The organism is Shewanella sp. Isolate8 (genome assembly GCF_022398495.1).
Taxonomy (GTDB): Bacteria; Pseudomonadota; Gammaproteobacteria; order Enterobacterales; family Shewanellaceae; genus Shewanella; species Shewanella aquimarina.
The window spans coordinates 1,994,488-2,009,431 of sequence record NZ_JAKEVI010000001.1 but is presented as its reverse complement, the minus strand read 5'-3'; the positions used below and the strand labels follow the sequence as shown (position 1 = coordinate 2,009,431).

At 51.6% G+C, this 14,944-nt stretch carries 7 protein-coding genes; all 7 read right to left on the bottom strand.

Annotated features, from left to right (window positions below; translation table 11 throughout):
• Positions 1-100 precede the first annotated feature (100 nt).
• Positions 101-2,263 (bottom strand): M3 family metallopeptidase, encoded by a 2,163-nt coding sequence (locus tag L1D43_RS08775; RefSeq protein WP_239850815.1) that lies wholly within the window; start codon positions 2,261-2,263, stop codon positions 101-103.
• A gap of 556 nt (positions 2,264-2,819) precedes the next feature.
• Positions 2,820-3,926, bottom strand: a complete 1,107-nt coding sequence (locus L1D43_RS08770) for a phosphoribosylaminoimidazolesuccinocarboxamide synthase (RefSeq protein ID WP_239850813.1) — start codon at positions 3,924-3,926, stop codon at positions 2,820-2,822.
• 229 nt (positions 3,927-4,155) lie between these two features.
• On the bottom strand, positions 4,156-4,842 hold the full coding sequence (locus tag L1D43_RS08765; RefSeq protein ID WP_239850811.1) for a proprotein convertase P-domain-containing protein: 687 nt from the start codon (positions 4,840-4,842) through the stop codon (positions 4,156-4,158).
• A gap of 418 nt (positions 4,843-5,260) precedes the next feature.
• Positions 5,261-8,641: a S8 family serine peptidase gene (locus L1D43_RS08760; protein ID WP_239850808.1), complete on the bottom strand. Its 3,381-nt coding sequence runs from the start codon at positions 8,639-8,641 to the stop codon at positions 5,261-5,263.
• A 739-nt stretch (positions 8,642-9,380) separates the two neighbouring features.
• Positions 9,381-11,198, bottom strand: a complete 1,818-nt coding sequence (locus L1D43_RS08755; protein WP_239851111.1) for a S8 family serine peptidase — start codon at positions 11,196-11,198, stop codon at positions 9,381-9,383.
• Positions 11,199-11,795: 597 nt separating this feature from the next.
• Positions 11,796-14,051 carry a tetratricopeptide repeat protein gene (locus L1D43_RS08750; protein WP_239850807.1) on the bottom strand — a complete coding sequence of 752 codons (2,256 nt, stop codon included), beginning with the start codon at positions 14,049-14,051 and terminating at the stop codon, positions 11,796-11,798.
• A gap of 6 nt (positions 14,052-14,057) precedes the next feature.
• Positions 14,058-14,798: a response regulator transcription factor gene (locus L1D43_RS08745; RefSeq protein ID WP_041511043.1), complete on the bottom strand. Its 741-nt coding sequence runs from the start codon at positions 14,796-14,798 to the stop codon at positions 14,058-14,060.
• Positions 14,799-14,944: the final 146 nt, after the last annotated feature.

Here is a 14,944-nt window from a genome sequence, read left to right as displayed (position 1 = left end):
TTGAAAGTTAGTGTTAGAGTTAGGGAAAAGATCGCGCTGAAGCAGATAGTGATAAAAAAAGCGGCTCAATGAGCCGCTTTTTAATGCCTGAAATTCAGACTTATTCCGTTAGGCCTCTGTGTTTTAGCAGGGCATCCACGGTTGGCTTTCTGCCGGTGAACTTGATGTAGTCTTGCATCAGATCTTCACTGTTACCTTTAGACAGCACGTTGTCGCGGAACTTGTTGCCGTTCTCCAGTGACAGGCCGCCGTTGTGGCTCATAAAGTCGAAGGCGTCTGCCGCAAAGACCTCGGTCCACAGGTAGGCGTAGTAGCCTGCCGAATAGCCGCCAGCGAATGCATGGCTAAAGTAGGCTGACTTGTAGCGAGGTGGGATAGGCGCAAAGTCGATGCCGTGTTTAGCCAGAGCTTGCTGCTCAAACTTAGCCACGTCGTCGATCTTGGCATCGACACCAATTGAGTGCCACTCCATGTCCAGGATGGCCGCCGCCAGATACTCTGTAGTATCGAAGCCTTGTCCAAACTTGCTCGCCGCCAGGACCTTCTTCAGCAGCTCGGCAGGGATAGGCTCGCCGGTCTGATAGTGCTTGGCGTAGTTGGCCAGGACTTCAGGATCGATTGACCAGTCTTCGTTGGCCTGTGATGGGAATTCGACGAAGTCTCTCGGGGTAGCCGTACCCGCCACACTTGGGTATTTCACCTGAGAGAAGAGACCATGGACCGCGTGACCGAACTCGTGGAACATGGTGCTCACTTCATCATAGGTCATCAGGGTTGGGCCTGAAGCCGGCTTTGGAATGTTCAGCGCGTTGTAGACCACAGGCTTAGTGCCTAGTAGGCCGCTCTGGGTCACAAACTCATCCATCCAGGCGCCGCCGTTCTTACCTTCTCTGGCATAAGGGTCCAGATAGAAGATGCCGACTGAGCTCTTGTCTTTGTTAAAGATCTCATAGGCCAACACATCCGGGTTCCATACAGGCAGATCCTTGCGCGCCTTGACCGTGATGCCGTAGAGTTTTTCCATGGCGAAGAAGAGACCGTCGTTGAGAACGCGGTTAAACTCGAAGTAAGGCGTGACTTGGCTCTGATCCAGGTCGTACTTGGCCTTACGAACCTTCTCGCTGTAATAGGCCCAGTCCCATGGTGCCAGTTCGAAGTCTTGACCCGATGCCTTAATCTGCGCCTGTATGTCCGCCGCCTCTAGCTTGGCCTTGGCCACAGCTTTAGGTGCTAGGTCATCTAAGATCTCATATACGGCCGTCGGTGTCTTGGCCATCTGATCGGCTACCGTGTAGGCTGCCCAAGAGTCATAGCCAAGTAGCGCCGCCTTTTCGGCGTGCAGGTGTGACTGCTTGACGATATTCGGGCCGTTAAGCGCCATGGCGCGGTTTGCCGAGGTCTTCCACACTTTCTCTCTTAGCTCGCGATTGTTCAGGCTGGAAAGAATTGGTTGACGGGTGGTGTTCACAAGAGTGATCAGGTATCCCTCTTTGCCGGCATCTTTTGCGGCCTGGGCGAGGGTAGCAATTTCGGCGTCAGATAGGCCGTCGAGCTCTGCCTTGTCTTTAACTATGATCACCTCTTTCTTGAAGGAATCGAGAACGTTCTTTGAAAACTCTGTGGTCAGGCTAGCGAGCTGACCGTTAAGATCGCGCATCTTCTCTTTATCTGCGTCAGACAGTTTGGCACCGGCGCGCTCAAACGCCAGGTAGTAATACTCGACCAAGTGTTTATCTTCGGCGCTCAGGCTGTCGCGGCTCTTGTAGACGCTTTCGACGCGGGCAAACAGCTCAGGGTTTAAGAAGATGTTGTCCCAGTGCGCAGATAGCTTTGGTGCTAGCTCGGCTTCCAGGGTTTGTACCTGGCTGTTAGAGTTGACGCTGGCCAGGTTAAAGAAGGTCTTGGCCACGCGGGTAAGCAGGCTGCCAGACTTTTCCATGGCAACTATGGTGTTGTCAAAATCGGCCGCCGCCTGATTGTCGATGATCGCCTGGATCTCTTTATCGTGCTCTATGATCCCTTGGGTGAATGCTGGGGCATAATCGTCGAAGGTGATCTTGTCAAACTCTGGCGCCTGATACTGCAATACGCTTTTCTTGAGCAGTACGTTGCTGGCATTGATTTGACCTTCACTCGCCTGCGCGGCAGATTTCGCCGCTTCAGTGCTCGCTACTTCTGTATTGCTTGCTTCCTGACTCGCTGGTGTACAGCCAGTGAGATATAGACCGGCTAAGATAGCCGTGGTGAGAAGAGACTTGCGCATGGGTTCTCCCTGTTGCTGGCGCCCAATCGTTTTTTGCTGCCTAACAGGCATGGGGGCGCTAAAGATGTGATTGCCGCCATACCTTATCAAGTCGGGCAGGGGCGCGGCAATTCAAAAGTTTAAGATTCGATTAATAAAGTTGTGAGAAAATATTAAAGCGGTTTTTATATTCGAGTGTGCTAGTGGGGGCGTTGCCACGTTGGGGCTTTTTAATCCCACCCTTGCCTGTGTCTTTACTGGTGTCTGTACTGGCGTTTGTGCTGGTGTAAATCCCTTGCGTCAATAAGGGGGAAGCGCCTCACTGCTTGGTGCCCTTAATCACTAATACAGCTATCACTGCGATAGAAGAGGCAAAGAGGCTGAGCACAAAAAAAGCTAAGAACCTAAATTAATAGCTTAAACTAGGAACTTAAATTAGGAACATAGAGCCAAGAATAAAAGCTAAGAACAATTGCCAGGCAAGCGTAATAAAAAGGCCAGCGTCTCGTAAGCGCTGGCCTTATCTTTTATCAAACTTCGAGTTATCCCTGGCAAGCTTAGCCAGGCTGAGTATCAGTTATGCCTGGATCAGCTGGTACTCATCACGCAGGATGTCGATGATCTCCTGGCGAGGGTTCTCGCTCAGGTGAAGCTTCTCGCCAATAATGGTTTCGGCGATGCCAACGTAGGTGTTAGAGATATCCATCATCACCTCAGTTGGCAGCTTGTTATCACGGGCGAGGGCAAAACGCTCAGGCATACGCTCCTTGTTTAGCAGGATATCGGGATCCGGGAAGTGGTTTAGCAGCCACTGTCTGAAGCCCTCTTTTGACTTCTCGATGATCTTGCCATTGCGACGTGCTTCGCCATCCCAGATGCGTGAAGAATCTGGGGTGCCCACTTCATCCATATAGATGAGTTTTTCCTGGCCGTTAGCATCGTTCACATAGCCAAACTCAAACTTAGTATCGACGAAGATCTGATCCTGCTCGGCCAAGGCCTCGCTTATCACCGCAAAGCCCTCTTTTAGCAGCTTCTCGTACAGGTCGATATCTTCCTTGCTGTGGAAGTTAAAGCCTTCCAGGTGGCGCTCTAGATCCGCACGTGAAACGTTGACGTCGTCGGCTTCTGGGACCCCCTCAAGGCCGGTTAAGACACCTTTGGTCGATGGGGTGATCAGCACTTCTTCCAGCTTCTGATCCTTCTCCAGTCCTTCAGGTAGGGTGATACCACAGAAGTCACGCTCGCCTTTGCTGTAGGCACGCCACATAGAACCTGTGATGTATTGTCTGGCAATTGCCTCGACCATCACGGGCTGGGCCTTTTGTACTATCCAGACGAAGGGGTGAGGCACATCCAAAATATGGCTGTCGGCCAGGCCCTTCTCTTTAAATAGTTTGAACCAATGATTTGAAATGGCGTTGAGCGCCGCCCCTTTGCCTGGGACGCCGTTGAGGCCGTTTTCGCCTTGCCAGATACAGTCAAAGGCGGAGATACGGTCGCTGATCACCATGATGGCCAGTGGCGTATCGGCAGGAACGTCATAACCTTTTTGCGCAATAAGACGTGCGCTGTCTTCGGCTGTCAACCAATAGACGCTGCGAACTTTACCCGAGTGTACCGGCTTGTCAGTGCGAATAGGCAGGTCGTCATTAACGGCTAAAACTTTGTTTGATTGATTCATAGGGTCGTATATTTTTATATGTAATGTTGGAGGAGGAAATTACGGCGAAATTGTAGCAGAACTGCCAATGGACAACAGCCTTTTCCGAGCATTTGTGGCAGTAAAAACAGTGTGTTCTGATAAGAGGATGATGACCGCAGGCAGGGGGCAAATTGCCCCCTATTTTATGTGGATTTAGCGGGGCAAACTACCCGTTAATCTACGTGGATTTTATGGGACTAAACCGCGACTACTTAAGGCTCTTGGTTAAATCAGATGGAGATTGGGCGTCATAGCTTAAGATCTCCATCGTCCAGCTGTGCAAATAGCCTTGATCGCCCGATGCGCGATCTGTGATGTTCAGTGTCCAGTCGCCTTTGCTGGTTTCCCCCTCGAATTGCTTAAGGCGATAGTGGCAGGAGCTCGCTGTTGGCTCGTCTCGTTTATCTAGGGTGTGAGTAGTGCCAGAGGGTGAGGTGAGGGTGACCTGAAGATCGCTACGCCAGGGGTGAGCTATCTCAACAATGAGGTTAATGCCATAGACTGTGCCTGTCTGGGGTACCTTGATGATGCTCTTTATGCCATGGGTATTGTGATCCGTTATGGTGATCTTCTGTGTGTTGTGATAGCTGTGGGTTATGGTGTGGTTTGGTAGAAGCTCCAGGCTTACCGCCTGTTGGCGAACTTGTTTACCGTTTTTGGCCGTCGCCGTGATGGTAAACATGTAGTCGCCCGACTGGCAGTTAGGCGTCGTTGGCACACTGAGGCTAAAAGGCTCCCCGGCGATGATCGAACGGGTCGAAAGGCGTGCACTGGCCAGGGAAGACGCAAGGCTTAGGCTAATATCGCCCTGCCACTCCTGATCTGCTTGGGTATTAAAGTAATAAACTGCCGTCTCGCCGGCGGACCTGCGCTGGACGCCGGTCTGTACCGTCATATTTAAATCGCCTGCCTTTGGAGCCTGAATAACCTCACTTAGGGATTTTTTATTAGTGGGTAAGGGGGAGGTGGGGCGAGTCTCTTCGGTATCCTTTCTCGTCAAGGATTGTTTTATATCTTCCAGCGCCAGGCCTGAATCATGCGCCAGAGCGCTCATTGAATCGTCTGTTTGAACTTGGTAAACCAGTCTAAGCCGCTGTGACTCATAGGGCCGATAGGGTGTTATAAATTCGGCAGATGCCTGTGTGATGGTGCAAAGCAGCGCAATAAGTAGCGCAGAGCGTCTAGTGTTCACCTCTAATGCCTCAGGTGTTTGATAAAGAAATGATGGTTTCGGCCTTTATGCCGATAAGGTTTAGCTAATGTCAGATGGTAAAAAAGGGAAGGGCCAAAACGGCACCTTCCCCCCGAGTTACTTAGTTCTTTTTGGTGTTACCTTTTGACTTATTGGTCGGAACAATAGTCAATTCATAAGAACAGTTGTCTGTGCCAGTTTCACATACTTGGTAGGTGAAGCTAGTAGCCGTTGAGCTAAAGCGGTCGGTGTAACTAGACTTACGTTCACCGGCTTTCAACAGAGTACCGTCACGATAGACATCAAGGTTCATCTTGCTAGGCGTCGTCCAGTTCAGTGAAACGGTAACGCGATCACCACTTACTGTTGCACTGCCGTCCAGTAAGATGGTTGGCTCTGGTACAGGCTCAGTCACAGTGACGTCTTTAGTGATTGAGTGCGTCGCACCGTCGTCATCGCTTACTGTTAGGGTGACTGTGTAAGTCCCCGCAGCTGTGTAGCTGTGGCCGGGGTTCGCTAGCGTAGAGCTTGCGCCGTCACCGAAGTCCCAAGACCAGGTTGTTACCGCACCGTCAGTGTCGCCACTTAGGTCAGAGAACTGCACGTCAAGGCCGTTTACTGTGAAGCCGAAGTCAGCAACAGGGGCTTCGTTTACAGGTGCATCTACCACTGTGAAGCTGACCTGTGCCTGGTCGAACGCGTCTTGCGAGTCGGTCGCTACAGCTGTCACTATGTGGTCACCAGCACTTAGCGAGTTAGTGCTGAACAGGGCACCTTCACCGATTAGGCCGTTGAAGTTATCGTACCACTTGATGCCAGCGCTCAGGTTACCGTCTTCGGCGTCAGTTGCCGTTCCGTCGAAGGTGATGCTGTCGCCTAGGTTGAAGCTAGAACCACCCATAGGTGCATTGATAGTCATCACAGGCGCTGTGTTTTCAGCAGGAGGTGGAAGTACCGCGTCGCCGTTTGATACCGAGATGCTCCAGTTGTTCAGTACGCCGTTCATGGTGTAGCTTGACGTATCTTCAACAAATAGACGCCATGTCCCCATGCTCGACTCACCTGCGAACTCAACTGGGTTAAAGGTCTTAACCAGATCTTTGTTCCAGAATTGACGCCAGGTGACCAGTTTAACCATGGTCCCAGTTGGAGACTGTAGCCATACGTTCAGGTATTGAACCGATTCGAACGAGATATCAACATTGACTTCAATCGCATCGATAGCAACACCGGTAGGCAGGTCGATTTCAGTGAATACCTTACCGCCCATCTCAGGCATAGCGATTGCCGTGTTGTTTGCACCGCTTACCGTAGTGTTAGCATCAGCAACCGACAGCTCAACAGTTTCTGTGCTGGCCTGGCCTGCAGAATCAGTAGAGGTCGCAGTGATGACGTGGTCGCCTACAGATAGGTTAGACTTAGTGAAGGTCGCGCCGTTACCGATCACGCCGTCGATGCTTGACGTCCAAACGATGTCAGCAGTCAGGTCGCCGTCTTCTGTGTCGTTAGCGCTTGCGCTGAAGCTAACGGTTTCACCGGTCAGGTACGCACCTTGGTTAGCAGGTGTCACTATCTGTACGTTTGGTGCGAAGTCTGTGCCGGCAGAAGGTGCGCCTGTCAGTTTCAGTGACCAGTTGTTGATAGCACCCGTATCGCCAGCAACTTCGTCAACGACTTTCAGTGTCCACTCACCAAATGCATTGTCCAACTCGTATTCGGTAGGAATAAAGTTGCCAACCAGGCCGGTGCCGTTGCCGCCGGCACGGTCGTGCAGAACAACTTCTTCACCGCTAGGTGAAATAACAGACACAACCATGTCAGATGCCCAAGCGTGTGTGATGTCAACAAACACTTCTACCTGAGTCAGCGTCATGTCGTAAGGAACATTGATGCTGCTGGTTGCTGGGTTTGAAGGATCGTCATCGCTGATAGGCACGATTTCGTTGCTGGTCAGCATAGTAGAAACAGTACCTTGAGGCCATACTTTCAGCTCCAGGTTGATGTTTTTAGAAACGCTGCCGTCGGTGGCGTTGACTGTCATGTTGTACGTACCAGGCGCAGTTTGCTCTGTCGTATTGATAGTCATGGTGTTAGTGGTGTCGCCTGCAACCGGGTTTTGAGCGAACATGACGTCTGCGTTAAGCTCAGGAACGCTGGTCAGGCTCATAGTCGCGGTGCCGTTGAAACCGCCCGCTGCAACCAGGTCGATAGCGTAAGCCTGGCTGTCGCCTTGGTTGATGGTTGATTTAGTTGGCGTTGCTTCCATGAAGAAAGAAGGGCCCGCACCGCCTGAATCGATCAGGGCGTTGGCAACGTTCAGACGCTTACCTGAGATGGTTTTGCCTTCCAAAGCCGCAAGCGTATCACCCGTATTCATTAGTACACTTTTTAGCTGTGACGTGGTCAGGTTCGGGTTACCCGCAAGGATCAGGGCAGCAGCGCCGGCTACGTGAGGTGTGGCCATTGAAGTACCGCTGAACGTGTCATAGCTGTTGTTAGGCGTCGTTGACAGGATGAATGAACCCGGTGCAGCCAGGTGAACCAGTTGGTCGCCGTAGTTAGAGAAACCAGACAGGTTGTCGGCGTTGTCGGTAGAAGCTACTGCTACTACGTTAGGTACATCGTAACCGGCTGGATAGAAACCGCCGTTGTCGATGTCGGCCGAGTCATTGCCCGCTGCCGCGACGAATAGCATGTCGGCATTGTTAGCCGCCGTGATAGCGTCTTTAAGCGTCTGAGTGAAACCACCGCCACCCCAGCTGTTGTTCAGTACGCGTACGTTAACGCCTGCGTTTTTCAGGCCAACCATATAGTCGATACATTGTACGCCGTCGGCCAGGGTACCGCCGCCTGAACCCAGGAAGCTACAACCTACCATGTTGGTTTGCCAGTTGACACCGGCAACACCCAGGGCGTTGTTACCTTTGGCACCGATAGTGCCAGATACGTGAGTACCGTGAGCGCCGGTGTCAGACGGGTTACCGTTATCCAGGATGGCTGAGATACCGTGGATATCATCGATATAACCGTTACCGTCGTCATCGATACCGTTGCCGGCGATTTCATTCGGGTTGGTCCAGATGTTGTCAGCCAGATCTGGGTGGTTGAAGTCGAAACCAGTATCGATAACACCAACAACGACAGAAGAATCACCGATCACATAGTCCCAGGCGGTTTCCGCTTGGATCTTCTGCATGCCGTACAGGCTTGAGTATGAAGTGTCGTTAGGCACTGCAGTCGTGTGTACTATGTAGTTAGGCTCTGCATATTCGATCAGTGGGTGATTCTTAAGGCTTGCCAATACTGCATCAACTTTACGGCCTTGACCCAGTTCAAGTACCGCCAGACGGCCATTAGATATGTTGCGCAGGCGGTCATCTACGCCGTCGTTGTTCTTATCTTTGAAAGATACGCCAAGATTACGAGTAAGCTCTTTACGATCCTTTTTAGCTACTTTTTGTTTGAACTTAACGATAACAGATTGTTGATCGTATTCAGGCATAGCTTTGAGCGGTGCTTTTGATACGGCCAGCGCTACAGGGCTTAAGCCCGTTAATAGTGATGCACCTAATAAGGTTGTGAGCAGTTTGGTAGATGATTTCTTTGGTGTAGTCATCAACTGATCTCCTGTTGTTATTAAATTTGTAAGTACTCAGTGTTGTTGCACCCAGTTACTTATGAGGTCTTAAATCGGCTATATCGCATACAGTTGTGTGCTATATGTATACAGTTATATATGCGGATATGATTTAGATCAACATTTATTTAGCTTAATTGTCACAAAATGTACATATTTGTAAATAAATGTATGTAGTTTGATGGTCTTAATGTGGACTAAGCCTGTGATTCCTGGCGGGAAAATGATGGGCTAGCCAATAGGGTATCGGCTTGCTTGTTATATGCCTGGTCGTTTACACACCTGAACTTGCCGGGGCTTATAGCTGTATGGGCTTACAACTGAAGGAGTTGGATAGTGATAGGCGGCAGTCAGTGAAAGGGCTTGGCAGTTACAAAAACCTAGCAGTTATAGAAGCCCGGCAGTTATAGATGCTTAGCCGTTACAGAATCCTGGTCGCTATATAGATGAATACAGGCGTGCCGCGCGATGCTACACGCGGCACGCCTGTGTGAAGGGCAGAGGGCTCTGCCCTGATACTGACTCAGTTGCCTAAGTGTTCTCTAGTGCCAGTCGTTAAACGGTACTCGTTGTTAGAGAGTACCAGTCGTTAAACGATACTGGGTTAGAAGGCAACAGATTGAGTCTCGGTACAGATCTGGCTGTTCTCTTCACAGGCCTTGTAGGTAAAGCTGCCACTGACCTTACGGCCGAAGGTATCTTCATAGCTAGTACTGGCTGCAACCGTGGCAATTTTCACGTCGTCGCGATACAGGTCGACTCTAGGGGTTGAGGCGGCCTGTGTCGTCAAGGTAACCGTGTGTTTGCCGCGGGCAAAGCCGTAGTCGGCGGTGAGGCTAAAGGTTCCCGGAGATGTATCCTGGCCACTACAGCCATGGTTTTGCAGGTAGTCATAGGCAGCTTTTGCCTTAACGATACCATAGCCGAAATACTCGTCGTGGCCTGGTGCACCTTGATCTTCTGCCGTCGCTTTCAGCACCTGGCGGATCTCACTACCGGTACACTCGGGGAAGTTTGACCATACCAAGGCGGCGACGCCCGATACTGCGGGAGTCGCCATCGAAGTGCCGCTCATGTAGCCGTAGTCGGATGCGGTGATGGCGACAGAGGCCGTGGTTGCCTCCATGAATGCGGTGCGATCGGCCAGATCGGCACCAACGGCGGGTATGCTCGTGGTGTTGCTCTCGCCAAGGGTGCCGTACAACATGCCGTCGACATTATTGATGATGACGGCTCCTATACCACCGGAAGCCTCACAGTTAGCGACCTTATCATGGAAAGAGATGTTCCCGCGATCGATCACACACAGCTTGCCGTTGGCGGCAGCATCCGGGCTTTCCGCCGTGCCCATGAAGTAGGTGGCACCACTGGCAGTGCCAAGGTTTTCCATGGCGGCGGTATCGTAATACTGACTGTCGGCCTGGAGGCTGGCCATGGTTGCCATGTCAGCCGGGTAGGTGGATAGGGTCTGTACGCCACCTGCGGTGATCTCGACACAGGTCGTTTCATCCGTGGTTGCTCGCTTGCCACGGCCGCTGGTACAGCTAGGGAATTGTGAGAAACTGGCGATATTGTTGTCGGCATCGTTAGCGCCGACCATCATCACAGAGGGGTAGGCCGCTGGATAGGAGCGGGCGTTGTTGCCATCGTTGCCCGCCGCGGCCACCACGAGTCCGCCCGCCTGGGTAAAGGCTTCAAAGGCGTTAGACTCTATGCTGTTGGCGCCACCGCCACCCAGACTCATGCTGATAATATTGGCGCCGGCCTGGCTACATAGATCAGTCGCATGGGCCAGATCCGAAGAATAGGCCCAGCCGCTGGCGGTGAAGACCTTGATGATGTGCATGTCGACACCGGGCGCCATACCGACGACACCAATGTCATTATCGGCGGCGCCTATCGTGCCAGCGACGTGTGTTCCGTGGGGACCACCATTGACATCCCAATCGCCGGTACCCGAGTCATAGTCCCCCGTGATCCCGTCCCAGTTGAAATCTGTATTCGATCTATCTAGCCCCGAGTCTATGATGCAGACCTTAGTGCCGTTACCCGCAACGAAATCGACCTGATCGGCCTGAGATTGATAGACGGCGTAGGGGGTCAGTTGCTTGACCATAGGATCGCCCGCATCATCCTGATAGAGTGACAGTAGGCGACGGCGCTGATCCTCTTCGACCAGGCGTACGTGGGGATTGTTGAGTAGCCCCTTAACCTTTGCAAGATCTCGCTCGGGAAATTCCGCGGCGAAGAAGCCATTGCCGTCGACTTTTATGTCGGCACCGGATTTTACCGCCAAGGCCTTGATCATACCTTTATGCTGGTTATCTACCTGGATGACGTAGCGGTTATCTTCGGCATAACTTTGTGCCGCTACGCCAAGGGTCAACATGGCGATCATGCTGGCGAGTTTGTTCATTTTCATCTTCATTTTATGACTCCACGCGATGCCTGGGGCATGTCATATTTATCCTCTTGCAAGTCTGGCCCGAGTCCTGTGCGCAGGCATAAACATGTCGATTCCGAGGGCGTCGCGTTGTTGGTTTATTTGATCTCGGCTTGAGCTAGGCTCACCGCCCTGCTGTTTTCTTTGGCTGGCTCAGCCCTGGCTACAACAGACACGATATATACATTTATATACAAACACATTCATTTGATCAAATTTTATTTAACAAGTGTAGAACATTTTTTAAACCTGCCTCTAGCCGGTATGAGGTTGAACTCAATTATTAAGCTACTTGGGGAGGGCGCAGAATGACGATCGGGTATCGCTTGCTTAAGGTCAGAACGATAAAGTAAACAGTGGCTTAAGCCATGATTGCTTTCAGAGTGAAAACAGTAAAGGTGAGTGAGAGCTGAAGATGTGGTAGCAGTTCGTGTGAGAGTATGAGTGTGAGAGTAGTAGATGTGGCAGTAGAAGGTATGGAAGTGAGTGATGAGAGTGTGAGATGTGAGCGTAACAAGAATGAGTGGCGCCGTGCCTTCTGCCTATGGCACGGCAAGCCAAAGTAGGGCGACAGTATTACTTGCTCTGCTGGTTTTTTGTGGTGAGCGGGCAGGAGAGGCATAACCTGGCACCGCCCAGAGGGGATGAGGAGATCGTTAGGCTGCCGCCATGTGCCTCACATATTTTCTTGGCGAGTGCCAGGCCGAGCCCGACACCGCCAGAGTCTCGACATCGACTCTGATCTAGCCTGACAAAGGGCTCAAAGACCCGCTCTCTTTGCTCGAGTGGGATGCCTGGTCCATCGTCTTCTATGATAATGGCAATGGCGGTCTTTTCCTGTTTTAGGGTGATCACTATCTGTCTGGTGGCAAAGCGCGCGGCGTTGCGAATGATATTGGAAAAGGCGCGGCCGAGCTGGATACTGTCGGCGCTCACCAGCCACTCTCGGTTTCTGTCGACCTCCAGGGTAAAGTCTTTGTCTGGGTACAGGCCGGTATGGGCGTCGATCTGCTCACTGAGTACCTTAACCAGGTTGACCTGGGAGAGATGCAGTGGCCTTGATTTGTTTTCTATCTGTATGAAATCCAAAGCCTCTTTGATCAAATTCTCCAGTTCACTCAGGCCGGTATTGATGTTTTCGCTTAGTCTGGGCTCTCTGTCGCCGATAACTTTTTCCTCTAGCATATCGAATGCAAACTGCACCCTGGCAAGGGGCGATCTAAACTCATGGGCGACGGCCTGAATTAACTCACGTTGTGACTTGATGTTTTGGTTGAGCGAGGCGTTGATCTTGCGTTGATGATGGCGATTGACCAGTAGAAGTATGATCACGAACAACACGGTAAGGCCGGCGAGCCATACATTACGTTGGTATCTGTGCTGGGCCAGCTGTGTTCTTTGTAGTGCCTGATCCGCTTGTAGCAGCTTTATCTGTTGCTCGTGTTGCTCTGCCTCGAAGTGGCTGAGAAGGAAGGCCAATCTCTGGTCACTTTCTGAGTTAAACATCTCATCGTTGACCTGTTTAAAGGCTTCCAGACTCAGTAATGCCTCCTGGGGCTTGGCTAAATTTTTATAGAGCCGATAGCGAAACTCATGGATATCTCGAACGATGAGCATATCCTGTACCTGTTGCGCATGGCTCAAGGCCACTTCACTCAGGGCCAGTGCCTGGTCACTGTTGCCGTTTAGCTGTTCTACCTTAGCGCGGGTGAGCAGGCCGTAGGCATTGAGTGTCACTATGCCGAGTTTATCGGCCTGTTCCAGCCCTAGGGTAACCTGTTGCTCGGCAAGGGCGCCATTGTCCAGCGCTATGTAGGCATTGGCGAGTTCTATGTTGACCCTTGCCTCCAGCGCTGTGTCTTGGATCGCCTGGGCCATGGTCAAGGCTTGCTGATATTGATGCAGGGCCGATTCGAATTGTTGTTTTTGCTGATGAACCATACCCAGGTTGTTGTGGATCTCGGCAATGCCCTGTTTATCCTCCAGAGACTCGTAATACCCCAGGGAACGCTGCAGATAGGCCAGCGCTTGGTCATAGTCTTTGAGGTAAAAGTAAGTCAGGCCTATGTTGCCTAGGATCTGCGCCAGGCCCGGAAGATCGTTGAGTTTCTCGCGGATCTTGCGCGACTGTAATTGGTAATCCAGCGCCAGGCTGTAGTTACCACTGGTTCCATACATGTTGGCGATGTTGTTGAGTGATACGGCAATGCTCTTCTCGTCACCCAGTTCCTTCTGTATGTTGTAGGCGCGCAAAAAGTAGGAGAGTGCTTTCTCGGGTTGCCCCAGGGTTTGGTAGATGATCGCCATATAGTTAGTGGTATTGGCGATACCCCTATGGTTTTCTTCCTGTTTGGCAATCTCCAACGCCTGTTCAAAGGTCTTTAGTGCGGTCAGATAGTCGGCTTTGCGCCAGTAGATGATGCCCTGCATGGTCTGCGCGGTGTAGAGGCCGTTAGTGTCCTGATTGGCCTTGGCGAGGCCCTTGCTTTCATCGGTTCGTTGCTGAGCCTTGTCGTACTGGCTTAGGGAGACATGCACCCATGCCATGTTATTCAGTACCACAATTTTGCGGCTATCGTCGGGCCAGCGTGAAAAGAGTGCCAGCGCCTGCTCGCCATATTGCAAACTCTTCTGTGGGTCGTTGTCTCGGTAATGTTTGACCAGTGCGGTTAAGACCTCCCCCCGATCTCGCTCGGCGATGAGTTGCAGATCTCGCTCCTGATGGCTCAGATCTGCCGTTTCCTTGGAGGGCTGAGTACTCACAGCAATGCCGGCCAGCGTCGAGGTGATCAGCACGGCTAGCAACCAGAGGGCGAGGGGCTTTATGCGCATCTGTTATTAATCCCCGACAAAGAGATAGCCCTTGCCGTGGATAGTCTTGATGCGGCTGGCGTGGCTGGGGTCATCACCGAGTTTACGGCGAATGCGGGATATGCGCAGATCTATGGTGCGATGTGAGCTCTCATAACCCAGGTCGCCAAAATAATCGGAAATGAAATCCCGGTCGCAGATCTCGCCCGCTCTGCTGGCCAGTAACCAGAGGAGTTCAAATTCGGCGGTGGTCAGCTCAACATCTTCGCCATGCTGTTGCACTCTTTGATACTTCTTGTCTATGTCCAGTCCATCAAACGCGATAACATCATCGTTTTTGCTCGGTAGTTTGGTGAACTTTTCTTCGACAACGGGCTCGGGCTTACGTCTGAGTAGTGCCCTGACGCGAGCCAATAGCACCCGGGAGCGAACGGGTTTGGCGAGGTAGTCATCGGCGCCTGTCTCCAGGCCGGCCACCTCATCTATGTCATTGTTGAGGGCGGTCAGCATCAGAATAGGGCCGTTGTAACAGCCGCTCAGCCCAGGATGTCCATGGCGCACCGCACGGCAGATGGACAGGCCATCCATATCCGGTAGCATCACATCTAAGATCACCAGCATTGGCTGTTCATTGATGATGCACTCGACCGCTTTGGCGCCGTTATGTTCTATCTTGGTCTGGTAGCCGTTCATTTCGAGAAAATCGGCAACCAAGAGCGCCAGGTCTGCATCGTCATCGACGATCAGTATCCAGTTATTTTGCTTCACGATAGTCCTCTGAGTGTTGCAATACTGTAAAGGAGTTATTGCCGATTATTATATATCACTTTTGTATTCTAATGTATGTTTATGTATATAAAAGATCTATTTGTCTGTAACTGAGGCATAAAAACTGTCTAGGTGGGTGAAGACGT